At 62.5% G+C, this 25,325-nt stretch carries 21 protein-coding genes and 1 tRNA gene; 4 read left to right on the forward strand and 18 right to left on the reverse strand.

Going from position 1 to position 25,325, the window contains the following annotated elements; translation table 11 throughout:
- Nucleotides 1–233: 233 nt before the first annotated feature.
- The 9 genes from ACLI1C_RS07145 to ACLI1C_RS07185 form a co-directional block, all read right to left on the reverse strand.
- Nucleotides 234–2,132 carry an ABC transporter substrate-binding protein gene (locus ACLI1C_RS07145; protein ID WP_411398249.1) on the reverse strand — a complete coding sequence of 633 codons (1,899 nt, stop codon included), beginning with the start codon at nt 2,130–2,132 and terminating at the stop codon, nt 234–236.
- Between the two features lie 270 nt (nt 2,133–2,402).
- Nucleotides 2,403–3,914 carry an alpha-N-arabinofuranosidase gene (locus tag ACLI1C_RS07150; RefSeq protein WP_411396190.1) on the reverse strand — a complete coding sequence of 504 codons (1,512 nt, stop codon included), beginning with the start codon at nt 3,912–3,914 and terminating at the stop codon, nt 2,403–2,405.
- 112 nt (nt 3,915–4,026) lie between these two features.
- Nucleotides 4,027–4,956 (reverse strand): ArsR/SmtB family transcription factor, encoded by a 930-nt coding sequence (locus ACLI1C_RS07155; protein WP_411396191.1) that lies wholly within the window; start codon nt 4,954–4,956, stop codon nt 4,027–4,029.
- A 74-nt stretch (nt 4,957–5,030) separates the two neighbouring features.
- Nucleotides 5,031–5,807, reverse strand: coding sequence for a GNAT family N-acetyltransferase (locus ACLI1C_RS07160; RefSeq protein ID WP_411396192.1), 777 nt, complete (start codon nt 5,805–5,807; stop codon nt 5,031–5,033).
- Nucleotides 5,804–6,538, reverse strand: coding sequence for an aspartate/glutamate racemase family protein (locus ACLI1C_RS07165; protein ID WP_411396193.1), 735 nt, complete (start codon nt 6,536–6,538; stop codon nt 5,804–5,806). Before ACLI1C_RS07165 ends, ACLI1C_RS07160 begins: the two co-directional genes overlap by 4 nt.
- Nucleotides 6,535–7,353 carry an ABC transporter permease gene (locus ACLI1C_RS07170; RefSeq protein ID WP_411396194.1) on the reverse strand — a complete coding sequence of 273 codons (819 nt, stop codon included), beginning with the start codon at nt 7,351–7,353 and terminating at the stop codon, nt 6,535–6,537. Before ACLI1C_RS07170 ends, ACLI1C_RS07165 begins: the two co-directional genes overlap by 4 nt.
- 1 nt (nt 7,354) lies before the next feature.
- Nucleotides 7,355–8,212 (reverse strand): ABC transporter permease, encoded by an 858-nt coding sequence (locus tag ACLI1C_RS07175; RefSeq protein ID WP_411396195.1) that lies wholly within the window; start codon nt 8,210–8,212, stop codon nt 7,355–7,357.
- Between the two features lie 103 nt (nt 8,213–8,315).
- On the reverse strand, nt 8,316–9,605 hold the full coding sequence (locus ACLI1C_RS07180; protein WP_411396196.1) for an ABC transporter substrate-binding protein: 1,290 nt from the start codon (nt 9,603–9,605) through the stop codon (nt 8,316–8,318).
- Nucleotides 9,606–9,633: 28 nt separating this feature from the next.
- A complete protein-coding gene (locus ACLI1C_RS07185) occupies nt 9,634–10,722 on the reverse strand; it encodes an ABC transporter ATP-binding protein (protein ID WP_411396197.1) in 1,089 nt (362 codons plus the stop codon).
- Between the two features lie 260 nt (nt 10,723–10,982).
- On the opposite strand from ACLI1C_RS07185, the gene ACLI1C_RS07190 reads away from it, so the two are divergent.
- Nucleotides 10,983–11,693 carry a GntR family transcriptional regulator gene (locus ACLI1C_RS07190; RefSeq protein ID WP_411396198.1) on the forward strand — a complete coding sequence of 237 codons (711 nt, stop codon included), beginning with the start codon at nt 10,983–10,985 and terminating at the stop codon, nt 11,691–11,693.
- A 151-nt stretch (nt 11,694–11,844) separates the two neighbouring features.
- Here ACLI1C_RS07190 and ACLI1C_RS07195 read toward each other — a convergent pair whose 3' ends face one another.
- From ACLI1C_RS07195 to ACLI1C_RS07220, 6 genes are all read right to left on the reverse strand, one after another.
- A complete protein-coding gene (locus ACLI1C_RS07195; RefSeq protein WP_411396199.1) occupies nt 11,845–12,894 on the reverse strand; it encodes an osmoprotectant NAGGN system M42 family peptidase in 1,050 nt (349 codons plus the stop codon).
- Nucleotides 12,891–13,706: a FadR/GntR family transcriptional regulator gene (locus ACLI1C_RS07200; RefSeq protein WP_411396200.1), complete on the reverse strand. Its 816-nt coding sequence runs from the start codon at nt 13,704–13,706 to the stop codon at nt 12,891–12,893. The genes ACLI1C_RS07195 and ACLI1C_RS07200 overlap by 4 nt, the downstream gene beginning before the upstream one ends.
- Complete coding sequence (locus ACLI1C_RS07205) at nt 13,703–14,512, reverse strand: ATP-binding cassette domain-containing protein (protein WP_411396201.1); 810 nt, start codon at nt 14,510–14,512, stop codon at nt 13,703–13,705. The genes ACLI1C_RS07200 and ACLI1C_RS07205 overlap by 4 nt, the downstream gene beginning before the upstream one ends.
- The gene (locus ACLI1C_RS07210; protein ID WP_411396202.1) at nt 14,509–16,293 is read right to left on the reverse strand and encodes a dipeptide/oligopeptide/nickel ABC transporter permease/ATP-binding protein; all 1,785 of its coding nucleotides are present in this window, start codon (nt 16,291–16,293) and stop codon (nt 14,509–14,511) included. The genes ACLI1C_RS07205 and ACLI1C_RS07210 overlap by 4 nt, the downstream gene beginning before the upstream one ends.
- Nucleotides 16,290–17,237, reverse strand: coding sequence for an ABC transporter permease (locus ACLI1C_RS07215; RefSeq protein ID WP_411396203.1), 948 nt, complete (start codon nt 17,235–17,237; stop codon nt 16,290–16,292). Before ACLI1C_RS07215 ends, ACLI1C_RS07210 begins: the two co-directional genes overlap by 4 nt.
- A gap of 132 nt (nt 17,238–17,369) precedes the next feature.
- Entirely contained in the window at nt 17,370–18,866 is a 1,497-nt protein-coding gene (locus tag ACLI1C_RS07220; RefSeq protein WP_411398251.1) for an ABC transporter substrate-binding protein, read from the reverse strand.
- 206 nt (nt 18,867–19,072) lie between these two features.
- Between ACLI1C_RS07220 and ACLI1C_RS07225 the strand changes: the two genes are divergently transcribed.
- Nucleotides 19,073–19,744, forward strand: coding sequence for a DUF1028 domain-containing protein (locus ACLI1C_RS07225; RefSeq protein WP_411396204.1), 672 nt, complete (start codon nt 19,073–19,075; stop codon nt 19,742–19,744).
- A 269-nt stretch (nt 19,745–20,013) separates the two neighbouring features.
- Here ACLI1C_RS07225 and ACLI1C_RS07230 read toward each other — a convergent pair whose 3' ends face one another.
- The 3 genes from ACLI1C_RS07230 to ACLI1C_RS07240 all read right to left on the reverse strand — a co-directional run bounded on the left by ACLI1C_RS07230 (nt 20,014) and on the right by ACLI1C_RS07240 (nt 23,145).
- Nucleotides 20,014–21,129 carry a helix-turn-helix transcriptional regulator gene (locus ACLI1C_RS07230; protein ID WP_411396205.1) on the reverse strand — a complete coding sequence of 372 codons (1,116 nt, stop codon included), beginning with the start codon at nt 21,127–21,129 and terminating at the stop codon, nt 20,014–20,016.
- A 216-nt stretch (nt 21,130–21,345) separates the two neighbouring features.
- Nucleotides 21,346–22,797: a hypothetical protein gene (locus ACLI1C_RS07235; RefSeq protein ID WP_411396206.1), complete on the reverse strand. Its 1,452-nt coding sequence runs from the start codon at nt 22,795–22,797 to the stop codon at nt 21,346–21,348.
- Nucleotides 22,798–23,071: 274 nt separating this feature from the next.
- Nucleotides 23,072–23,145, reverse strand: a tRNA-Gln gene (locus tag ACLI1C_RS07240).
- Between the two features lie 239 nt (nt 23,146–23,384).
- Between ACLI1C_RS07240 and ACLI1C_RS07245 the strand changes: the two genes are divergently transcribed.
- Entirely contained in the window at nt 23,385–24,569 is a 1,185-nt protein-coding gene (locus ACLI1C_RS07245; protein WP_411396207.1) for a Ppx/GppA phosphatase family protein, read from the forward strand.
- Nucleotides 24,559–25,299 (forward strand): RlmE family RNA methyltransferase, encoded by a 741-nt coding sequence (locus ACLI1C_RS07250; protein WP_411396208.1) that lies wholly within the window; start codon nt 24,559–24,561, stop codon nt 25,297–25,299. Before ACLI1C_RS07245 ends, ACLI1C_RS07250 begins: the two co-directional genes overlap by 11 nt.
- Nucleotides 25,300–25,325 lie beyond the last annotated feature (26 nt).

Genomic DNA, 25,325 nt, shown 5'->3' on the forward strand with positions numbered 1-25,325 from the left:
GGAAACCCGCGTTCAGCGGATTTCCGGGTGAGGGTGCTGCGCCATGCCATGCTTCACCGCAATTGGATGGCTCTGACCCCTCATCCGCCCTTCGGGCACCATCTCCCTCAAGGGGAGAAGGGAAGACGGCGTTCGTGACGGCATCGCCGCCAGAAGACAATGCGAGGGGTGCGAAGACACCGCACCCCTCGGAGCGGCGGAGCCTTTCGGCCCCGCCATCCGGGAGGACGCTGTCAGCTTACCGGGGTGATCTGCGTGAAGATGTACTTCGCGTTGGACCAGTTGGTCACCGGGTTCGCATAGGGGTTTTCGGCGCTCGGCCAACCCGTCCAGAACCTGTTCGACTGCATGGAGAACACGTTGTAGGACATGATCGGGATGTTCGGCATCTCCTCGAGATGCAGCTTGACGAACTCGATCCCGTATTCGAGGGCCTTGGGATCGTTGAAGTCGATGCCGCGCACCTTGTTGATGATCTCGTCGAGGCGCGGATCTTTCCAGCGCATCCAGTTGCGGCCTGGCTGGGTTTCGCCGGGTTCGACAACAAAGGACGAGTGGTAGCTGTCGAGGAAGAAGGCGAGATCGGGGTGACCGCCATAGGTTTCCACGGCCCAGCCGATTTCCACGTCGAAGTCACCGGCTCCGGTACGATCCCAGATATCGGTCGCGACTTCTGCCGTGGCCTGGACGCCGTTCTGGCTCCAGCTCTGGGCGATCATCACGCCGAGGCGGTTGATCACGCCTTCCTGCGGAATCAGCACGCTGAAGGCGAATGGCTGGCCATCCGGCATCATCCACTGATTGCCGTTCTTGGTGAAGCCGGCAGCCGTGAGCAGCTCTTCTGCCGCCGCGACATCGGTCTTCCACCAGCCATACCCGAAGGCGTTGCGGATGGCGTCCGGATCGGTTGGCACCTGATCGCCAAACTGCGGACGCACCATTTCGGCGATCTGCAGGCCGACATCGGGGTCGTAGGGTTTGATCACCCTTGTGCCGGTGTCGATCTCGAAGTTGGTCAGGTATTCCTGCAGTGGCGCATGGTAGTCGCGCGGATGCGTGCCCGTTGGCGGGATGGAAATCGCCGACAGGGTTGCAGCGCCACGATAAGACGCCATGGACATCGCCCGTGCATCCAGCATGAGCGTGAGCGCCCAGCGCACGCGCTTGTCCTGGAACATCGGGTTCTGCAGGTTGAACACGGCCATTGGCAGGGTCGGGTCGGGATGGGCATAGGGGAAGCCCGGGAACCAGCCCTGCACGTCCGGATCCTGTTCCACGATCGAGAACGTGCCTTCCGGCGACAGGTCGTGGATCATGTCCAGGTTGCCGTTGCGCATTTCGATCAGGCGATTGTCGGTCGAAATGTTGTTCCGGTAGATGACATATTTCGGCTTCGGTTCGCCAACCAGCGCCATCGTGGTCTTGTCCCAGTCGGCGCGCTTTTCCCAGATATACCAGGTGCCGTTCGGGTCGAACGAATGCAGCGTGTAGGGGCCAAGGCTGACCGGTGGGTTGTTCTCGAACGCGACGATGTCTTCGACACCCTCGAACACATGCTTGGGCATGATCCAGGCAGCGTTCCAGCGCACCGAGAAGGTGGTGTGGAAGCGGGAATTCGGCGCGTTGAGCACGAATTTGACCGTGTACTTGTCTTCGGCCGTGACGCTTGCGACCTGGGTCGAGAAGGCGCCATACCAGCCGGTGCCGGGCGTTGCCGCCTGCTTTTCGACGGTAAACACCACGTCGTCCGCAGTAAATTCGACGCCATCGCTCCACAGGATGCCCTGGCGCAGTCGCACCGTCATCTCGCTGAAGTCGTCGTTATATTCCCACGGACCTTCGGCCAGCGAGTAGTAGATGGCGTTTTCGCTCGCGCCCTCGATGCCGGCATCGGGGTCGATGTACCAGAAGGTGTCGGCCGTCAGTTGCTGCAGGCCCGTGCTCAGGCCGCCGCCGCCATTGGCCCACAAGTTGAACCAGCCCGGATTGCGTATCACGCCTTCCGGGTTGTGAACGATCACGGTCTCGTTGCGGGGAAACTGGTTGAGATCGGGTGCGGAGCCAGCGGCGTCCTGCGCGAAGGCAAGGCCCTTGGCCGAAATCAACAATGCGCCGGCGGCGGTGCCGAGCATGAAGCTACGTCTGTCCATCAAATCCTCCCTTTTGGGATGCGTTTCGCATTCCCGCTCGCGGCGCGTTTGGGCGCCATCATAAGTCATACTTAACCAGCCAATCGGGGCTGTCAACGTGCTTCATGATGTAAATCGGAAATCATGATACACAATAATGTGGGGCGCACCGATGCCGGTACGCCCCACGTAAAGTGCGGTGATTTCAGGGTCTGACGTCGTTCATTCACCGGTCAGACTCGCGGCGCTTTTGTGGCGCCGCGGCCCGGACCGCTAGAGCTTCACCCGCACCATCTGGTACGAATAGGGCGGCAGTCTGACGCTGAGCGTATCGCCATCGATCTTGGCGCCATCGCCCTTCTTCGGCGCAACCTCATCCTGCTTCTTGGCCGTATTCACCGCCTTGAGGTCTGGATGGGTCATCACCTGGTGGTCGATGATCGTGCCCTTGCCGAAGCCCTGCAGGCTTACTTCGGTGTCGATGCTTTCGCTCGTGTGCCGGTTGACCAGGAAGAAGCTCAGCGTCCCGTCTTCCTCATTGTGCACGCCGGACACGTCCACGAATGGGGTGTCCTTGGCATGAGTGGTTTCGTAACCGGGCGAACGGGTTGCCAGCTGCAAGGCCGTGCCGCGGCCGAAGACCGAAGCGAAGTAATAGGGGTAGTAGATCGTCTGCGCCCAGGCCGGGCCGCCCTTTTCCGTCATGATCGGGGCGATGACGTTCACCAGCTGCGCAATACAGGCGATCTTCACCACATCCGAGCGGCGGATAAAGGTGTTGAGGATCAGCCCGACCATCAGCACGTCTTCGAAATTGTAGATGTCTTCCAAGAGGCCCGGCGCATGCGGCCAGCCGCCATTGCCGTCCAGGATCTCGCGATCCTTCTTGTTGGAATGGTACCAGACGTTCCACTCGTCGAAAGAGATATAGATGTCCTTGCTGGACTTCTTCTTGGTCTTCACCTGCTTGATGGTCGAGGCGACGGTGTCGATATAGCGCTCGAGTTTGTGGCTCAGCCCCAGATAGTTAGGCGTATTGTCGTCGCGATTGGCGAAATACATGTGCAGGCTGATATGGTCGACATGCTCATAGGTATGCTCGAGCACGATGCGTTCCCAGTCAGGGAAGCTCGGCATGTCCATATGCGATGAGCCGCAGACGATCAGCTCCAGCGACTTGTCGAACATGCGCATGGCGCGCGCCGTGTTGGCGGCCAGCTTGCCATATTCGTCGGCATCCTTGTGGCCGACCTGCCAGGGCCCGTCCATCTCGTTGCCGAGGCACCACATCTTGACGTTCCAGGGCTCCTTGCGGCCGTTCTTGATGCGAAGGTCGCTCCAGTAGCTGCCGCCGGGATGGTTCACATATTCGAGGAAGTTACGCGCCTCGTCGACGCCGCGCGAACCCAGGTTCACCGCCAGCATCATCTCCGTGCCGACAGTGGCGCACCAGTCGGCAAATTCATGCACGCCCACCGCATTGCTCTCGGAGGTATGCCAGGCCAGGTCCAGCCGGGTCGGACGCTGCTCGCGCGGCCCGATGCCGTCTTCCCAGTTATAGGCCGAGACAAAGTTGCCACCGGGATAGCGGACCACGGGGACATTGAGGTCCTTGACCAGCTTGGCCACGTCGCCGCGCATGCCATCCTTGTCGGCCGTCGGATGGTCCGGCTCGTATATGCCCTCATACACGGCCCGCCCGAGATGCTCGAGAAATGCCCCATAGACACGATCATCGATTTTGCTGATCGTATAGTCCTTATGCGCAACCACAGACGCTTTCACGACGACGTCCTCCCTCTAATCCCGTTTTTCTGATTTATATCAGTTACCCCGTTGTAAACGAGGCCTTGAGGATCGCGCAAGGGTCGCGAGGCAAAAATATGATTATTTGTTTTCAGCGCGCCGTTTGCAGCCGCATGATGATTTCCTGGTCGTAATTGCCGAAGCCTCGACCGAAAATATTGATGCCGCCCGGATGTTTAGCGTCGTCCTTGACGGCAATGCGCAGGCGGATCGAGTGGTGGTTGGCCAGGTCCAGATCCACCAGCGAGATCGGAGAAATCTTCACCCCGTCCACATAGGTGCCGTCCAGCGTCACCCGCCAGCTCTTGAGCTTGCCGTACTGGCTGCCCTTCAGCTTCCACCAATCCGGCGTGTAAACGCCGCGCTTGTCGCCGAAATCGCCAGGGCTCATCCAGGTGCCGATTTCGGTGCCATTGACCGACAGGGTAATGTCGCTCGGCCAGTCGGCGGACGTGCCGGGCACTTCCGAGCTCAGCTCCATCGAAAACTCCATGGCCTCGATCTTGTGCTGGCTCAGCTTGGCATTGTTGGGGAACTGGTATTCGACATAGCCCCGGGTAAACCAGATCAGGCCCGTCTTCATCCGGTCGGGATCGAGAAATGTGTCGGGCACGTCGAGCAGGCCGATAATGCCATCTACCGAGCATAGCCCGCACGGCGCCGAGACTTCGCAACTGGTATAGAGCCCCAGTGGCATTGCCACTTCGATTGTGTTCGAACTCAGTGGCTTGATGTCTTCCTTGAACATCACCAGCACTTCGTCGAACGTCGAGTGGCAGATCTTCTGGTTACCCTTGCGCGCCTTCTGCGTCTCGGTGCGGATCAGCCCCGCGCCTTCCAGGATCTGGATATTGGTCGAAACGGTCGACTGCGGCAGGTCGAGCTTCTCGGCAATATCATTGCCGTTCATCGCGCCCTGCATATGCAGCAGCTTGAGGATCCGGACCCGGATGGGCGACGCCAGACCCTTGAGCACCTCGATGTCTTCTTCAGGGTCGACGACAAGAAAGTTGCGGCTCATGTGGCTGGCGGTTCCGGACATCGCAGGATCGACAAAGGCATATCAGGAATCCTGATACAATCAACCTTGCGTTCCTATCCCAGCTCCAGGCTGGTAATTCCGAACACCCGATGCTGTTCCAGCCTGGGCGCCGGTCCCCGATACATGCGTGCAGTCATGAAACGGGGTACAAATCCTTGTCCTCGCAGCGCCTCGATAAAGTCCACCTGCTGCACTGGCACATCAATGTGCAGCGGACCAGTCATCGCTCCCATCAGCTCGAGCGCCACCTCCGCAGTATCGGCAAACAACGGCCCGATCTTGTACCCTTCCACACAAGGCCGCGACACTGCATATCCCCGCACGGCGCCCCCCACTGAAACGGCGAGGCACCGGTTGGGTGGCAACAGCCAGGCCCTTAAAAAGTCTCGTCTTTCTGCCGGAAAGCAAGCACGGTCATAGCGCGCAACCGCGTCCAGCTCGGCCGGCCGCGCCGCGGATGTCTGGCGCGCCAGTGTTCCGCTGAAGCGAATGGTTTCGTAGGTCTGTTCGAACCCCATGCGACCATAATTGGCCTGCTGCTCGGGCACCCCATCGAGCCCGATCGTTCGGCTTCCCAGATGCGCCATCCCAGCATCCCACACTGCCTTGCCGTGCCCCTGGCCGCGCCAGTTCTTGTGGCAGATATAGAGGCCGATAAAGCCGAAGCGCTCGTCATAGGCCACCGCCGAAATACCGGCCACCATGACCCCATCCACAAAGGCGCCGATAAACCCGTCTGGGTCGGCCGCCTGGAAGGGCAGGGCGTCACCCAGGCCGGGATTCCATCCTTCCGCCGCAGCCCAGTCCAGCCTGCGGATCACCCGCGTCATGCTGGAGCAAACTCGGCAAGCGCGCCCAGATAGGGCTTGGCCACCGGCGCGGCATAGGCGCCGCGCTTGCTGGTCCCAAGGCCTAGCGCCACCAGCGCCTCGGCCTGCTTTACCGCCGCACCCACCCCGTCGATCACCGGCATGCCGAATTCGTGGGCGAGCGTTTGCGCCAAGTCGGCCATACCCGCGCAGCCCAGCACGATGGCCTCGGCATTGTCCTCGGCGATGGCCCGCACGATCTCGTTGCGCAGCCGGTCCCGCGCTCCCGAATTGGGGTCTTCCAGCGCCAGTACGGCAATATTGGCCGCCCGCACCCGCGCCCGCCCGGCCATGCCATAGCGCTGCACCAGTTCCTCGATAGGGACGCGCGAGCGCTCCATCGTCGTTACCACGGTGAAGCGCTTGGCGATGAACGATGCCGTCGCCAGCGCCGCCTCGCAAATGCCGATCACTGGCATCCGCACCATGGCTCGCGCCGCATCCAGCCCGGTATCGTCAAAGCAGGCGATGACCGCTGCCTGCATGCCCTCGCGCTCTGCCCGGCCGATCTCGCGCAGCAGGCCGGGTAGGGCGAAGGCTTCGTCATAATAGCCCTCGATCGATACCGGCCCCATGCTCGACGTAACCGCGACGATCTCGGTCCCTGATCCCGCCACCAGGCGGGCTGCGTGGCCGATCGTTGCCGTCATGCTGGCTGTGGTGTTGGGATTGACGACGGCAATGCGGGTCATGCGCGCGCCCGGCGACGGTTGAGGAGCAGAATGGCGCCCAGTGTTGCCAGGATAACCAGGAACGAGAACAGCGTCGTCACCGTCCCCAGCGCATAGAGCACTGGCGTCGTCACATTTGTGGTCATGCCATAGATCTCGAGCGGCAGCGTATTGGAACTGCCAGACGTCATCAGCGTCCGGGCAAATTCATCATAGCTCAGCGAGAAACCGAACAGCCCCACCCCGATCAGGCTCGGCGCAATCATCGGCAGAACGACATGGGCAAAGGTCTGCCACGAACTCGCCCCCAGGTCGCGCGCCGCTTCCTCGTAGGAGGGCGAGAAGCGGTTGAACACCGCGAACATGATCAGGACGCCAAAAGGCAGGGTCCAGGTCAGGTGCGCGCCAAAAGCCGAGCTGAACCAGGCCGGCCGGAACCCCACCTGCTGGAACAGCACGCCAATGCCCAGAGACACGATGATCGACGGCACCACCAGGCTGGCCACCGTCAGGTAGAATAGCGACGTCGCCCCGACAAACTTGCGCCGGAAGGCCAGACCCGCCAGCAGCGACACCAGCACGGTCGCCGTCATAACCATCAGTCCCAGCATCAGCGAGCGCCCAAAACTGGCGCCGAAATTCCCCACCGCCTGCGTCTCGAACAGGTTCTGAAACCAGCGCAGCGACACGCCATTCAGAGGAAAGGTCAGCCCGCCCTGTGGCCCCTGGAAGCTGAGGATGAACACCGCCGAGAGCGGTCCGTAGAGAAACAGCACGAACAGCACGAAGAACGCTGCAAGCACATAAAAGCCGGCTGTCCGCTTTTCGCCGCCCATCTCACAGCTCCTTGCGAATATCGACCACGCGCAGAATGCCCGCGACCATGAACAGCACCACCACCAGCAGCACGATCGCATTGGCCGCCGCCGCCGGATATTGCAGCAGGCTCATCTGGTTGCGCATCATCAGCGCCACCGAGGCGCTCTGCCCGCCACTCATCACCTGCACGGTGGAAAAATCCGCCATAACCAGCGTCACCACGAAGATCGACCCGATGGCGATGCCCGGCTTGGCCAACGGCAGGATGACATTCCAGATGATCTGCCAGTCCGCCGCGCCGGCATCGCGCGCCGCCTCGACCAGGGATTTATCGATGCGCATCATGGTGTTGAAGATCGGTGTCACCATGAACAGCGTGTAAAGGTGCACCATGGCCAGCACGACGGCAAAATCCGAATAGAGCAGCCACTCGATCGGCTGCTCGACCACCCCGGCGCCCACCAGCCCGGAATTGATCAGCCCGTTCCGCCCCAGCACCGGGATCCACGAGATCATGCGGATGATGTTGGAGGTCAGGAACGGCACCGTGCAGACCAGGAACAGCACCATCTGCATGGTTGCTGTCCGCACGTGAAAGGCCAGGAAATAGGCCACCCAGAAGCCGACAAAGGCGGTGATGGCCCAGACCGTGACCGCGAATTTCAGCGTATTGCCATAGGTTCGCCAGGTGACCCAGCTGCCCAGCGTCTCGGCATAGTTGAGCGTCATGAAGTCGGGATACATCCCGGCGAAGTCATAGTCCCAGAAACTGACGACCAGCAGCAGCAGGATCGGAATGGCGAGGAAGAAGCCAAGAATGACCAGCAGCGGCGTTGCCTGCAGATAGGGCGTGGCGCGCGTAAGCAGCGTGTTCATGTCCGATCGTCCTCCTGCGCGCAGTCTACACCCTCGCCCCGGTGGGAGGATAAGTCCGTGGCTCCCCTCCCCGCGCGGAGAGGGAAGCCGAGTGTCGAGCGGCCTAGGCCGCGATGAACTCGTTCCAGCGGCGGACCATGTAGCGGTCTTCGTCCATCACCGAGTTCCAGCAGGCGACCTTGCCCATGCGTTCTTCGAACGAGCCGCCATCGCGCACGGCGCCGGCCTTTTCCATGACCGTGCCGTCGGGCGCCAGGATGTCGCCCTGGGCCGGCTTGCCCTCAATCCAGAAGCCCCATTCGTCGGCCGACATGTGCTCCTTGGCTGTCTCCATGGCCGCCGAGTAATAGCCCTGCCGGTTGAGGTAGCCGCCGACCCAGCCCGACGTGTACCAGTTGATATATTCATAGGCCGCATCGAGCTGCGCGCCTTCCAGATGCGCGGCCAGGCCCAACCCGCCGCCCCAGCTGCGATAGCCTTCCTTGAGCGGCTGGTACTTGCATTCGATCCCCTTGGAGCGCACGGCGGCAACGGCCGGCGACCACATGGACTGGATCACCACCTCGCCCGAGCTCATCAGGTTGACGCTCTCGTCAAAGCTCTTCCAGAAGGCGCGGAATTGCCCGTCCTGCTTGGCCTTGATCAGGAAATCGATGGTCGCATCGATCTCGGCCGTCGTCATGTTGCCCTTGTCGCCATAGGTAATATTGCCCATGGCTTCCATGATCATCGCCGCATCCATGATGCCGATCGAGGGCACGTTGATGATCGCCGTCTTGCCCTTGAAGGCCGGGTCCATGATATCGGCCCAGGTGGTGATGTCGCGGCCGACCAGGTCGGGGCGGATGCCCAGCGTATCGGCATTGTAGATCGTCGGCACCATGGTGAACCAGCCCGTCTCGCCCTTGGCGAATTCCTTGCTGTCCGGACCATCGACAAAGCCCACCGTATGCGGCGCGGTACCCTGCGCGATGACGCTGTCAGGCAGCAGCTTGCCGGTTTTGAACAGCGGCACGATCTTGTCGTAATAGGTCAGGCGGCTTGTATCCATCGGCTGGATCACCCCGGTGGGGAACACCTTCTTGAGGATCCAGTATTCGATATCGGCAATGTCATAGCTGTCCGGCTGCGTCACGGCGCGCTGGGCTGCGGCGTCGGAGTCCGTCGCCGTCATTTCCAGCGTGATGCCCAGGTCTTCCTTACACTTCTCGGCAATGGCATTGAGGTTCGACACGCCGGTGCCGAACTGGCGCAGCGTGATCGGGTTCTGCGCCCAGATCGTGGGGAAGCCGGTGATGACGCCCGAGCCGAGCGCCGTGCCGGCCACGGCGGCCGCGCCGGTCTTGAGCAGGTTACGGCGGGAAATGCCGGTCGTCTTGGTGGTCTCTGTCATAGCCTGATGTCCCTGTTGCTGGCTGGTCTTAACGATCGGGTGAGCCGAGGATGATCGCGTCCCCGGCGTCCCAATGGAGCGGCACCGCCTCGCCCACCGCGACGGGCGTCGCGTAAAAGGCCGTGTCGGTGATGATGGCGGTGAATTCGGCAATGCCGGCGCCTTCGATGGTGAGCTTCACCGTCGGGCCGCGATATTCGAGATTGGAGACGATGCCGGTAAAGCCCAGCCCCTTGACCGGGCTCTCCCCGATCCGCACGTGATCGGTGCGTATGGCGGCGTCGACATCCGTGCCCGCTGGGCGGAGCGCACCCGAGGCCGAAAATGTTGCGCCGCCCACTACCTCAAAGCTGACAAGCCCGCTGGATGAACCCGCCACCTTGCCGGAAATCACATTGTGATCGCCCATGAAGCGCGCGACAAAAGCCGTGGCCGGCCGCTCGAACACCTCGCGCGGGGTCGCCGCCTGCTCGATGCGCCCGTCGCTCATCACCACGATGAGGTCGGCCAGCGCCATGGCCTCTTCCTGGCTGTGGGTCACATGCACGAAGGTGATGCCGAGCTGCTTCTGCAGCTTCTTGAGCTCGGCCCGCATGCGGATCTTAAGAAACGGGTCGAGCGCCGACAGCGGCTCGTCCAGCAGCAGCGCTTCAGGGTCGGTGATCAGCGCCCTTGCCAGCGCCACGCGCTGCTGCTGTCCGCCCGATAGCTGCGCCGGCTTGCGGCTGGCATAGGCATCCATCTGCATCAGCCTGAGCATGTCGAGCGCCCTGGCGCGGCGCGTTTCCTTGTCGACACCGCTCATCTTGAGGCTGAAGGCGACATTGTCGACGAGGTCCAGATGCGGAAACAGCGCATAGGACTGGAACATCATCGCCGTGCCGCGCTTGGCCGGGGGCAGGTGGGTCACCACATCCTTGCCCAGCACGATGTCGCCGATCGAAACGCTTTCATGCCCGGCAATCATCCGCAGCGTCGAGGTCTTGCCGCAGCCCGAGGGCCCGAGCAGGCAGCAATAGCTGCCCGCCGGTATCTTCAGGCTGATGGCATCCACCGCCGTGGTCTTGCCGTAGATTTTGGAAACCGATGCGATATCGATCTCGGCAGCTTTCGACATCCAGCGTCCCCCGATTGTCGGGAAACTCTATGCATCCGCCGTGCCAGACTCGGCCGCACGCAATAACCCATTGATATTCGGGTTCAATTCACCTTCATCGGTAATGTGCGATAAATGGGCAGCGCCACGAAATGCCTGATTCCTGTGCAAGTGTTCCCATTATCTGCCAAGATTGTATGCAATCCTAGCTGGCGTCTGTATGCGACTTGCCGCTTCCGTTGCGGCGCGATTCTTCCTATGAATGGCCGACCGGGTGAACCATGACGCTTACAGACCAGACTTTCAGCGGACCATTCGTCGCCGAAGACCGTGCGGCGATGATCCGCGATCATTTGCGCGATGCCATTGTCGACCGCCGCCTGGCGCCCGGCACCAAGCTCAACGAGGCCGAGGTCGGCACCCTGTTCGATGTCAGCCGCACCGTCGTGCGCGCCGCCCTGCAGGCGCTGGCCTTCGAGGGCCTGGTCCGGACCGAGCGCAATCGCGGCGCCTTCGTCGCCAATCCCACGCCGGACGAGGCGCGGCAGGTGTTTCAGTCCCGCCGCCTCATCGAGCCGGGCATTGCCCGCGCCGCCGCCGAGCGCATCACCACGGCCGAAATCGCCACCTTCCGCGCCCGCCTGCATGATGAAAGCCGGCTGATGGGCGAACGCGGCCCAACCGCCCGCCGCGCCGAAATCCATGCCTCGGGCGATTTCCACCTGCTGCTCGCCAGCGTGGCCGGCAACGCCATCCTGCTGCGCTTCATGGAAGAGCTGGTCGCCCGCTCCTCCCTGGTTATCGCCCTCTACGGCCGCTCCGGCGCCTCCAGCTGCGGCCACAACGACCACGCCGACATCCTGGCCGCCCTCGAAGCCCACGACGGCCCCCGCGCCAGTACCCTCCTGCTGACCCACATCGACCACATCGAAGCCGACCTGGACCTGCGAACGACGACGGGCTTGGCGCTGAGGGAGGCACTGGCGCCGTAGGGGGCAGACCCTATTGCAGCGCCTCCAGTCAAATCTGTGTCGGCGTTGATTTTGCAATTTTCAGCGGCGCGGGCCAGAGCTGCGTCGCCGGCTCGCGGCTAGACTTGTGTTGGGCTCGCAAACGGGGGGCCATTTCGGCCTGTGGGATTAGTCATTCTCGGCTGCCCGCCGGCGCAAGATCGGCTCCCAGATATGCGACCAGCAACTTTCCAAGTTCCAGCAGGGAGGATGAGTGCGTTCGCTCCCAGCCGTGGGAGCTGTCCAGTGAAAAGCATACCAGACCCACACGAAGATCCCATCCGGCCTCCACCGCCGCTGCACTGTCGGAGCGGTAGTGGCGGAAGGTGTCGCGTTCATGCCGGATGCCGTCGCGCTGGCAAAGGGCCAGCAACTGACGTGTCATATGCGCGTCAAACGGACCCTGGCGGTCTCGCATGGCGATGGTCACGGCATCGTCGCGCGAAGCCTGGTTGGGCGCGGTCACGGCATTGTCGATGGCGAGCAGTTCCTCGACGTCCGGGCCGAAGCCATGCGTGCCGCCAATGCCGATCTCCTCGCCGATGGTGAACATGGCCTGGAAGGGCACCGACACCTTGAGTTGTCCGTCGCTGATGGATTTCAGCACGGCCAGCAGGGTAGCGCAGCCCGCCTTGTCATCGAGATGGCGGGAGACGATGAACCCATCCACCACTTCAGGCTGGGCATCGACGGCCACCATGTCGCCGACGTTGAAACCGGCGGCCATCAGACTGGGCCGGTCGGGCAGGATGGCGTCGACGCGGATTTCCAGATTGTCCCAATCGGCAGGCTGGCTATCGACTTCGGTATTGAAGCGATGGCCGGAGGCCTTGAGCGGCAGGATCGTGCCGCGGTGTTCTGCAGTATCGGAAAAAATGGTGACACGGGCCCCCTCGGCAAAGCGCGCCGCCCAGGTCCCGGTATTGCGCAAAGCCAGCCGGCCATTGGGCTTGAGTTCGCTCACCATGGCCCCAAGTGTGTCCAGATGCACGGCCAAGGCGCGGCGAGGGGCGCCCTCACCCACCTCGACATGAAGGACGCCCCGGCGGGTATATCGTGGGGTATAGCCGAGTTCGCGCAGCCAGGAATCGACCAGCTCGGTTGCGCGTCCAGTCATGCCGACCGGACTGGGCGTCTTGAGCAATTGCAGCAGGCGGTCGAGAAGGTAGTTCTGATCGATCATGCGGTGCGGCGCTTTCTGGTGCGGGCCGGCGTCGCCTCTTCGGTCAGGAAACGGTCCATCAGCTTGGCTTGAAGATCGAGCATGTGCTGTTCGGCCTCGGCCATATGCACTGAAAGAATGGCAGCTGCCGCCTCGGCGTCGCGGCGCCGCATGGCTGCGATGAGATCGCGTTGGTGCTGAATGCCACGGGCGCGGGATACGGGCTCGGGGTGGACATAGATGTCCTGAGCGATGGTGAGGTCCTTGAGCAGGCGCTGCAGGAACCGGCAGGTAAAGGCCAGGATGGGATTGTCGGAATACTGCGCTACGACACCATGAAAATCGAGTTCGGCCATGCGCTGGTTCCAGCGCTCGGTGGGATCCGCCGGCTCGTGGTCGTAGATGCTGATGATCGCCTCGAGGCGTTTGAGGCCCGCTTCATCGATATGGGGCGTGGCGCTGGCGGCGACCTGCGGCTCCAGAACTTTGCGCATCTCGTAGATATTGGCGATGGACAAGTTCTTGGCGAACAGAAAGTTGGACAGCAGGCTCATCGCCCGGCCTTCCGACATGCGCTCGATGAAGGCGCCACCACCCGGCCCCGTACGCACCGAGATGAGCCCTTGAACCTCCAATGCCTTGAGCGCCTCGCGCACCGTGCTCTTGCCGGCGGCGAACTGGGAGATCAGCTCCCGTTCCTGCGGCAGGCGGTCGCCTGGCGCCAGCCCGTGCTCGACGATCATGCGCTTGATGGCATCCACGATTTCGTCGGTGCGCTTGCGGCGAGGACCTGCCGCCGCCGCGGGTGTCTCTGGGGAGTCGAGTTCGCTCATGGAGGGCTGTCCGATACCGTCAGGCGGGGGGCGCTGGCGATCAGGGCCCTGGTGTAATCGTGTTGCGGGGTGGCAAAAAGCCGGGCGGCGGGACCAGTTTCCACCACTTCCCCCAGATACATGACGGCGACACGATCGGAAATCGATTCCACCACGGCCAGATCGTGGCTGATGAAGAGATAGGATAGGCCAAGCTCGTCCCGCAATTGCTGCAGCAGCAGCAGGACCTGCGCCTGGACCGAGACGTCGAGCGCGCTGACCGGCTCGTCGAGCACCAGAATACGTGCCTCGGCAGCAAGCGCCCGTGCAATGGCAATACGCTGGGCCTGGCCGCCGGAAAATTCGTGCGGATAGCGCTCGAGCGTATCGAGCGGCATCTGCACGGCGTCGACGAGTTCCTGCTTGCGGCGGGCGCGACGGTCGCGGTCATAGCCGCAAAGCAGGCGCAGTGGCACGTCGAGAATTTCACCGATGGTCTTGCGTGGATTGAGCGAGGCGACGGGGTCCTGAAACACATATTGGATGGCCCGGCCAAAGGCGCGGGTACCCGACGCGGCCAGCTCGGACCACGGTTTTCCCTCGATGGCCATATTGCCCGAAGTCGGGTGTTCCAGCCCCACCAGCATGCGCGCCAGGGTCGATTTACCCGAGCCGCTCTCGCCCACGATGCCTAGTGTTTCGCCCCGTTGCAGGGTCAACGAAATGCCCCGGACGGCGTGGACCTCGCTGGCCGAACGCCCAAAGAGGTTGCGACCACCACCGAAGGTCTTGACCAGGTTCTGCATATCGACTGCCGGCTGGCTCATGGCCTGATCTCCTCGAACAGCGGGCGGACGCGGTCAAGGAAGGCATGGCCCTCGCCCAGTTCGGGCACACAGGCGATGAGGCGCTTGGTATAGTCGTGCTGGGGTGCGCGCAGGATGGAGGCGGTTTCACCCTGCTCAACGATCTCGCCATTCTTCATCACCGCGACGCGGTCGCAGACCTGGGCGACGACGCCGAAATCGTGGGTGATGAGCAGGAGCGCCAGACCGCGCTCGCGGCGCAGGTCCTGCAGCAATTCGAGGATGCGCGCCTGCACCGTCACGTCGAGCGCCGTGGTGGGTTCGTCGGCAATGATGATGTCGGGGTCATTGGCCAGGGCCATGGCGATGCCAATGCGCTGGCGCTGGCCACCCGAAAGCTCATGGGGATAGGCGCTGGCCCGATCGGCAGAGTCGCGAATGCCCACCGTCTGCATGAGTTCAAGGGCGCGCTGGTGGGCCGCGCGTTTGCTCACCTGGTTGTGGGCCATCACCGCCTCGGCAATCTGGGTGGCAACCGGGAAGAGCGGGTGCAGTGTAGTCAAGGGATCCTGGAACACATAGGCGACGCGGGCGCCACGCAGGGCGATCAGCTCCTGCTCGCGCAGCGAGAGCACATCCTGCCCGCCGATATAGACCGCGCCGCTGGTGATGACGCCGGGCGGCGAGGCCACCAGACCCATCAGCGACAGCGCCGTCACCGATTTGCCCGAGCCGCTTTCCCCGATTATGCCGAGGCACTCGCCCTTGCCCAGGCGGAAGCTGACGTCGCGGACGGCCGGCGTCACGGCGCCGCCATTGGCAAAGCCGGTGGAGAGATGCTCGACCACCAGCACCGGGGCCTCGGCCAGACTCGCCGGCGGCGTGGTCTGCCGCGCAATGCGGGTGACCGAGAGGGGACGATCGAGGGCGCCGGAGCGCAGGCGTGGATCGAGCACGTCGCGGACACCGTCGCCGAGCAGGTTGATGCTCATCACCAGCGCGAAGATCATGACACCGGGAATGATCGAGGCATGCGGCGCAGTGAAGAGCTGGGCGCGGGCCTGGCCGAGCATGGAGCCCAGATCGGCCGTGGGCGGTTGTGCGCCAAGACCCAGAAAGGACAGGCCGGCGGTCTCGAGGATCATCCAGCCCACGGTGGTCGACATGGAGATGACGATGACGGGCAGCACGTTTGGCAGCACCTCGGTGAACAGGATCGAGGCATGGCTCTTGCCCGAAAGGCGCGCCGCGTCGACGAATTCACGATTGCGGATCGATACGGTCACGCCCCTGATATTGCGAGCAAAGAAGGGAATGTTGACCAGCGCAATGGCGTAGAGCGCATTGAGCAGGCCAGGGCCGAGCGCGGCAACTATGGCAATGGCCAGAAGGATATAGGGAAAGGCCATGAGCATATCGACAAAGCGCATCAGCACACTGTCGGTAACGCCGCGGGCATAACCGGCCACGAGGCCGATCAGCGAGCCGAACAGGGCCGCCAGCGCGGTGGCACTGATGCCGACGATGAGGGAGATTTGCGTGCCCCAGATCAGGCGCGAGAGAATGTCGCGGCCCAGGTGATCGGTGCCCAGCAGGTGGCCCTGGCTGAGCGGGGGCAGCAGGCGATTGGGCTGATCGGTCATGTTAGGGTCGGGCATGGGCAGCACCGGCGCCAGAATGGCCACGAGCAGAATGAAGCCGAAGATGAACAGGCCCGCCGCGGCGAGGCGGTTGGCCATCAGCAATTGCCAATTGCTGCGGCGCCTATTGGGAGATGGCTGGGTGGTCACGCTTGGGGTCATGCCTTCAGCCTTGGATCGAGCATGGCCTGAGCGACGTCCGCCAGCAGATTGACGAGAACATAGACCGTGGCCGCGACCAGAACCCCGCCCTGCACCAGGAGGAGATCACGGGTGGAGACGGCCTTGACCAGCATCTGGCCGAGGCCAGGCCACTGGAACACGGTCTCGATATAGACCGCCCCACCGAGGACGAAGCCGGCCTGGATGCCCAGCACTGGAATGACCGAGACCAGCGCCGCGCGGAAGGCATGGCGGTAGATCACGGCGTTCTCGCTGAGGCCCTTGGCCCGGGCAGTCCGAATGAAATCCTGGCGCAACACTTCGAGCATGGCGGCGCGGGTGAGGCGCGCGACGACGCCGGTGGCGACAATGGCCAGGGTTCCGGCTGGCAGGATCAGATGACGCAACAGGTCGGCCAGGTCGCCGCCGCCATAGACGGCATACATGCCCGAGGCCGGCAGCAGGCGCCACTGCACGGCAAAGAACAGGATGAAGACCAGGCCCAGGAAGAAGGCCGGCATGGAAATGCCGACCAGTACGAAGAAGGTGACGATCCGGTCCGTCCAGCCGAACTGGCGCACCGCCGAGGCGATGCCGGCCAGAATGCCCACAATGGAACAGATGACCAGTGATGCGCCGGCCAGGATCAACGTGGCGCCGAAGCGCTCGATCACCTCGTCAAGAACCGGCCGGTTGAGGATATAGGAGCGCCCGAAATCGCCCTGGAGTAGATTGCCTACCCAGATGACATATTGCTCGGGCCAGGAACGGTCGAGGCCCAGAGCGCGATTGATGCGGGCGACATTTTCCGGCGTGGCATAGGAGCCGAGCAGAGCCTGGGCCGGATCGCCCGGGATCAGCTTCATCACCAGAAAGACGATGATAGACAGTCCCAGGATGACCGGGATGGCGGCCAGCAGACGCTTGCCGATATAAGCCGTCATGTCGGGTACCCCCCATGTTGTCAGCGCCGTTGCAACCTGCCGCGCGCCTTGGTCTGCACTGGGCGCAAACGAGGCACGGGCATGTCCGACGTCGAGCCGGGTGAGGGTAGGGCCCTCACCCGGCTGTCTGGTTTATGGCTTGGTCACGTCTCGGAGCACCAGGCCGAAATCTGGCTGCAGTTCGAAATCGCCCACCGCGCTGGTGACGACGGCATTCTGCTTCCAGTTGGCAACGAAGAGCCAGGGGGCATCCTCGTGTGTGATCGCCTGGACCTGCTTGTAGAGTTCGCCGCGTTCCGCCGGATCGGTGGAGATGCGGGCCTGGTCGAGCAGGGCATCGACTTCCGGATTGGAATAGTAGGACGAGTTGAACCCGCCTTCGGCGGGGAAGGCCGCGGTGCGCAGGGTCAGGAAGGGCAGGGTGTCGGGATCGGAGGTCATCCAGGCCATTTCGGCCATGTCGGCCTTGCCCTCGAGGCCCGGATTGACCTCGGAGAGGAAAGTGTTCCACTCATAGGTCTGGATCTCGACATTGAGCCCCACCGCGGCCAGGTCGGCCTGGATGGCGGTGCCCATGGGGACGGGATCAAGCATGCCCGAGCCGCCCTCGGTCACGAGGAAGGTGACAGTCGCGCCCTCGGCCCCGGCTTCGGCCAGCAATGCCTTGGCCTTTTCGGGGTCGTAGGGATAGGGGGTGACCTCTTCATTATAGGCCCAGTTGAAAGCTGGCGGGATCGGACCGGCCGAGACGTCTGCCGTACCCTGCAGCACGTCGTTGACGAGGCTTTCCTTGTTGACGGCATAGTTCACCGCCTGGCGGACGCGCACATCGGCAAAGGGGCCTTCCTTGGCATTGAGCATGACATACCAGACATGGGGCCCGACGGCCTCGACCACGCTGTAATTGGCATCATCGCGGAACTGGGCAACGTTGTCTGGCGGGGTCTCGAGCAGCACGTCGATGCCACCGGAGAGCATTTCGGCGACACGGGTATTTGCATCGGTGATCGGGCGGAAGATCACCGCTTCGAGGGACGGTGCACCATCCCAATAGTCCTCGTTGCGCGAGGCGACCACGCTGGTATTGGACTGCCATTCCTCAAACTTGAACGCGCCGGTGCCGACCGGATTGCGGCCATAGTCGGCGCCCGAGGCCTCGACTGCGGCCGGCGAGACGATGAGGCCGGTGGGCGAGGCCAGATTTGACATGAAAGGGGCGAAGGGCTCGTTGAGCGTGAACTTGACCGTCAGGTCATCGACCACCTCGACGCTCTCGACCGCGGAGAAGAAGAAGGCCAGCGGGAACGGGCCGGTCGCGGCAAAGGGATGGTCCTCATCGAGCATGCGGTCGAAGTTGAACTTCACCGCCTCGGCATTGAAGGGGGTTCCATCATGGAACGTGACGCCCTCGCGCAGGTTGAAGGTATATTCCAGGCCCGTATCGGAAATGGTCCAGTCGGTCGCCAGAGCCGGCTCGATTTCGAGCGTGCCCGGCCTGTTGCGCACGAGGCCGTCATAGATGTTGACCGCGATGCGGAAATCGTTGGCGGCGGTGGAGACATGCGGATCAAGCGATGCCGGTTCGGCGATCTGGCCGACGACCAGAATATTGGGCGGCGTCTGCGCCATGGCCGGCGAGACTAGGGTCAGTGCCGTAGCGGCCAGCAGTAGCGGCGCGATAGCTTTCCATTTGCGGATCATGTGAAACCTCCTTGCTTTCCCTCGCTCTTGCCTCGCGAAAAGGACCGTGAGAAAAGAACTCTGGTAATTTATCATCATAAATTTCGAGCACCGTCAATTTGTGATGATAAATAGTCTATGCGTTAGGATGCGTGATGACCTTTTCCATCGTGGCCCGTGATCCCGATACGGGCGCCCTGGGTATCGCCACGGCCACGGCCGGGCCCATGGTCGGGGCACTGGTGCCGCATGGCCGCAGTCGTGTGGGTGCGGTGGCGACCCAGGCCATGACAAACCCCTATCTGGCGATCGACACGCTGGCGCTGCTGGATGAGCACCCGGCCGCTGCGGCCTTGCAGGCCGCGCTCGCTCGGGACACCGAAGCGCGCCAGCGTCAAGTCATCGTCGTTGATGCCAACGGCGCGTCCGAGGGATGGACCGGCGAACGATGTGTGCCCTATGCAGGGCATCTCACGGCAGCGGGAGTGGCGCTGGCCGGGAACATGCTGACGGGTCCGGCAGTGCTCGATGAGATGCTGGCGGGCTATCACTGTCAACACAAGGCGGGCTTCGCGGGCAGGTTACTTGCCGCCCTGCTGGCGGGTGCTGCGGCAGGCGGCGACAGCCGCGGCATCGGCTCCGCCGCCCTGCGCGTCTATACGACACAGGCCTATCCTGATCTGGATTTGAGAGTTGATGCGTCTGACGAGCCAATGGCCGCGCTGGAGCAGCTATTTGCCCTCGCGACTTCGGGCCCCTATGCGGAGTTTTTCGCCCAAGTTCCACGACGAAACGCCGATGGTGAGTGGCGCAAACTCACGACATGAATGACAATCGGCGGATGTCCGCACGGGTCGCGCCAATGCCCAAACCAGTGAGTCCGTTTTCCCCATACGAGACTTTGCTGCCTATTTGGGACACCGGCAGCACCAGCACGAGAGCTGTCGGCAAATGGATTCTATCGTCGAATATGGATGCGCCTGACGGCTGCTGACGGAATCATGCAACGTCGGTTTTCGGGGAGGCGCCAAAGGTGATCCAAAATCCAAACAGGGGGCGCGCAGCGACTCTGACCATCCACATCGCTGGTTGATAGTCACCAGACTGGCAACTTGAGGGATGAGGCCAGGGCAACAAGCTCGGCCTGGCGGTGGCAACCGGTCTTTGCGAATACCTGCAGCAGGTGGGTCTTGATCGTGCTCTGGGCCGCGCCGGTCTCGGCCGCGATCTGCCGCGGTGACGCTCCTGCCGAAATCTTTTCGAAGACCTTGGCCTCCGCGGGCGTCAGATCAAACAGGAAGGCTATCTCCAGTTCGGGCCAGAGCGGTGATTTTCGTGACGGGGTAATGAAGATAGCAGCGTCGGCTGACACGCTGACCGTGGGCCGGATCTGCCCTGAGCGAAGAGGCAGGACGTGGAAGACATGGGTCTGGTCTCCCAGCCGCAAGGGTATCCCAAAGCCATTGGATCCCAGAGATTTCTCATCCGTCGCGGCCTTCGTCACCGCCCTTGAAAGCGCTGGTGTAGCGCCTGGAGACGGCACGGATAGCCTACCGTTGACGGCACTCACCGGCGCACCTGCGGACAGCATCCGTTGCGCGGCCTGATTGGCATGAATGATCTTGAGGCTGACGTCGGTGACGACCACACCCACGGACAGCGCATCGACCACGCTCTGGAACATATCCGACTTGATGGAGCCGATATCCAGCAGGCGCGATATGGCAACGGATCTCTGCAGGTGCGGAATTAGCAAGCGCGCCAGCGAAAGCTCACGCTCGGTGACGGGGCCGGCATCGCGATGGCGACCAAACGCCATGGTGCCCACGGCGGCACCATCACGCGCAAGCCCGAATGCCATGACGTCGATGATTCCGCGGGGCTTGGTCCATTCAACATAGATGCGGTTCGCCTCGGTCAGCCCTTCCTTGTGCTTCTCGGACATTAGCGCCGGCTGGTTGGGGTCGTAGGTCAGGAGCTTGCCAATTCCGCCCCACTGCTCCAGCGCCTCAGCGCCGTATCCATGTAGCTTTTCAAGCCAGTGCTGCTCGATGCCGCTGGTGTACAGCAGCAGAATGTCGCCGGACGGATAGGTGCGCAGGTTGAGCGCTGCGCTCTTGAAGTTCATCGCCGCGCAAAGCGCCGCCAGTGCTCGAGGCCATTCGTTCGGATCGATGGCACAGTCATATATGGCGGCCACCAGGTCCGACATCTCGTCCAGAGCAAGCGCCTGCCCTTCGCCAGCGCATGGGCGTGCAGCTCTGTCCGTTCTCCGGCCAGGTTGAGGAATACTTGGTCGCCGACCAGCTCGGCGGTATGCACGATCTCTGGCCGGAGAAGTGGCGCATGATCATCGATGCCGGTGCAGCACCCGCATAAAAAAGAGGCGGCCGCATGGGGCCGCCTCAACAGTCAATGGGCTTTGCAGCTAGGCGAAGACGCCTTCGTCGGCTCGCGCGGCCTTGTGCTTCAGGAGAGCCTTCTCAAATTCGCCGACAGCGAATTCATGGCTGGCCTGGTTCTTAGCCAACTTCTGCGGATCGAAGCGGGCCATGTCGAGCACCAGGCGGTAAGCCCCAGCAATGTCGGAGAGATACTTATCAAGGAAGTCGAACGGCTCCGTCGCCCACACAACGGAGCCGTCTTTGACCGTCATGAGCCCCTTGAGGCCATATACGAGAGGCATGATCAGCCCGTCAGGATAGCGGTAATCCACTGCTTCATTCGTAAATTGAGTAGTCGGGCGAGTGAGGACGAAGCCGCTCTTATCCTTGGCGGCTGCACGACGAGCTGGATCGTAAATCTTGACGATGTTGTTGCCGCCGAAGCGATAGCCGTTCGAGTTGTATGCCTCAGGGAAGTCCGCGTAGATGCGGTCGTAGAGCTTGGGAAGATCCGCCAGAATGTCGAAAGCGCTGGAGACGACTTCGTTATGCAACTCGTGGATCGGACCATCGACTTTTTGAGAAACAGACGGATCGGCCATTAGCTTGTCGAATTGCTTCGAGCACTCGCCCTTGTTGCGATAGATGTTCTGCGGAGAGACAGAAATGTCGATCGGCAGCAGCTTCTTCTCATTGGCGAAATTTAGCGGGATCCATGCCAGGGCGAGCAGGTCGCGGACCTTGATAGGACGAGCTTCATTGCTGTCCCACTCGTTGCTTTTCCATTCCACCCGATCCGCGATGCTCTTGTCGAGACGACCACGGATCTCATCATAGAAGCCCATCTTATTGGACTTCGTCTCTTGCGTAAGCTGAGCATTGTTGTTGCGAGCGGCGCAGATCTCGAGCACCGACATTTCGAAGTCGGAGACCACGCGTTCGTCTTCAACGTCCGAAGGCACCAGGAGCTCTACAGGCACCAAAAAGTCGAAGCGGTCTTTGACCTTCTCCAGGGCAACGCGGTTGTCGTCCCACAACTCTTTCATGTCGTCCCAGAGCTGGATCTTGGACACGTCCGCAACAGCAGAGAGCATATGCATGCCGATCGCGAGCATGTTGTGTCCGCCATCGAGCACCCCTTCCGAGGCAGGGTCGTTAAAGCGCAGTTCGAAGCGGTTGCGCTGCAAGGCTTCATAGTCGGCCGTGCCCAGGAGCACTCCCTTGGACTTAAAGGGAAACAGGTCGGGCGTCCTGCTGAGCGACTCGAGGATATCCTTGACCACGGCGCCAACCTTTGCAGCGCGTGGGTTAGCCTCGAGCGAGACGTGGTCGAAGAGTGGATAGAGATCTTTGCCGCGAGCGAAGCCAGTATAACGCTTAATGCCAGCGATAGAGTTTTCCTCCGTGCCGCTGGTCAGCCGATCCTCATCACGAGGGTTCGGTTGCTCAGCAACAAGAGCAAAGCGGATAACAAGTTTTGTGGTTTCTGTCGTCATAGTCCAGTTCCTCAAAGAGGGACTGGCTTCGATCAATTGACCGCAATATGCGCGTCATCAGCAAGGCCACAGGGGCCTGCCTCATTGTCACTATCCAGCGACGTCTCATGATCGAAACCATTCCAGGTTTCATTTCCAGCTCCCATCCGGGAGCAACATGAGCATGGACAGGAATCAGTGCGTCGTCAACCCGCCCTAGAGTGAGCCACTTAGGTGTGACAAAAGGGTGTGACAGCGTTCTGCTAAATTACTGAAATCATTGCGAAAAGAGAGATGGCTGGGGAACCTGGATTCGAACCAAGATTGACGGAGTCAGAGTCCGCTGTTCTACCGTTGAACTATTCCCCAGCAAGGGATCGGCCTCAGGCCGTCGGTAACGCGGGAGGCTCAGCGAGCGTCCGGCGCGGGCACTGCATAGACAATGCCTGACGAGATTGCAAGCGCCTCTGACATGTCCGCGTTGCATGCCGCCGGCATTGCGCTCGCCGCCCCCTTGCACTACCGTCGTCGGCGACACGCAATCAACAGTGCGTTCGGGCGCGACCGGCTTGGCCGGTTTTGGCGACCGCGCACGACAGGAGACTTCTGTGACCGATTCCGATCGGTCCGCCGCCGCACTTTCGTCCCCGGACGAGCCGGCGATCCGTGCCCCGTCCGGTCCCGGACCGGCGGGGAGGGCAGGGGGCGATTCGCCTCCCCCCGATGCGGAAAAGCGGACACCAGCCGCCCCCAATCCGCGCCGGCATCGCGGGCCCATCTATGCCGCGCTCGATCTGGGCACCAACAATTGCCGCCTGCTCATCGCTCGCCCGCATGATCACGGCTTCCGCGTCCTTGATGGCTTCACCCGCATTGTCCGCCTCGGCGAGGGCGTCTCGGTCACCGGGCGCCTGGGCGATGCGGCCATGGAGCGCACCATGGAGGCGCTGCGCCAGTGCCGCAACAAGTTGCGCGAGCACCAGCCCACCCGCATGCGCCTGATCGCCACCGAGGCCTGCCGTGCCGCCGAGAACGGTCCGGCCTTCCTCGCCCGCGTCAAGGCCGAAATCGGGCTCGATCTCGAAATCGTCGATCGCCGGACCGAGGCCGAGCTGGCCGTTACCGGCTGTGCCGACCTGATCGAGGGCACGGCGCAGGGCGCGCTGATGTTCGATATCGGCGGCGGCTCGTCCGAACTGGCCTGGATGGATTTTCGCGGCGGCCGCCCCAAGGCGCAGGGACGCATGTCCGCCTCGATCCGCTCCTGGCAGTCGCTGCCGGTGGGCGTTGTCTCCATTGCCGAGAAATTCGGCGGCGTCGATGTCTCCCCCGCGGTCTTCGAGGCCATGGTGGCCCATGTCGCCGAGCATCTCCGCCAGTTCCGCGGCCGCGAGAAGCTGCGCCAGATGATCGCCACCCATCCCGTGCACCTGATCGGCACCTCGGGCACCGTAACCACGCTGGCCGGGCTCCATCTCGGCTTAGAGCGCTACGAGCGCCAGAAGGTCGATGGCCTGTGGATGAAGCGCGGCGAGGTCGACGAGACCATGAAGGTGCTGCTGGCTATGCCCTTTGATCGCCGCGTGGCCCATCCCTGCATCGGGCGCGACCGCGCCGATCTGGTCCTGCCCGGTTGCGCCATTTTCGAGGCCATTCGGCGCGAATGGCCGACCGAACGCGTGCGCGTCGCCGATCGCGGCTTGCGCGAGGGCATCTTGATTTCGCTGATGGACGCCGACCGCGCCCACAGCCGTGCGGTGCGATATCCGCGGAGGAATGGCAATGGTGGATAAGGCTCTCGGTACAGGCGGCCGCAAGTCCGACAAGGATCTCAAGATCCGCGTCAAATCGGCCAAGGGCCGCAAGGTGAGCTCCACCAAATGGCTGGAGCGCCAGCTCAACGACCCTTATGTCGCCCGCGCCCGCGCCGAGGGCTACCGCTCGCGCGCCGCCTTCAAGATTCGCGAGATGGACGAGAAGTACAAGCTCTTCCGCAAGGGCATGCGCGTCGTCGATCTGGGCGCCGCCCCAGGCGGCTGGGCACAGGTTGCTGCCAAGGCGACGGGCTCTACCTCGGCCAATCCCCTGATTGTCGGCATCGATTATCTGGAAATGGACCCCATTCCCGGCGTTATCCTGCTGCAGAAGGATTTCACCGACGATGACGCGCCTGCCATGCTGATCGAGGCCATGCGCGGCAAGAAGGCCGATATCGTGATGAGCGACATGGCCTGGCCCACCACCGGCCACCGCCCCACCGACCACCTGCGCATCGTCCAGCTCATCGAGGTGGCCGCCGCCTTTGCGCTCGACGTGCTGTCGCCCGGCGGCGTCTTCGTCGCCAAGGTGTTCCAGGGCGGCACCGAGCATGAGCTGCTGCACATGCTCAAGCGCCACTTCAAGACGACCTTCCATGCCAAGCCCCCCTCCAGCCGCCAGGATTCGGCCGAAGCCTACCTGATTGCCAAGGGTTTCAAGGGCACCAACGATACCGTGCAGGGCGAAGGCGATTACGACCGCTAGCCTTCACCTCTCCCGCGAAGGGAGAG

Source organism: Devosia sp. XGJD_8, assembly GCF_046614475.1.
Lineage (GTDB): Bacteria > Pseudomonadota > Alphaproteobacteria > Rhizobiales > Devosiaceae > Devosia.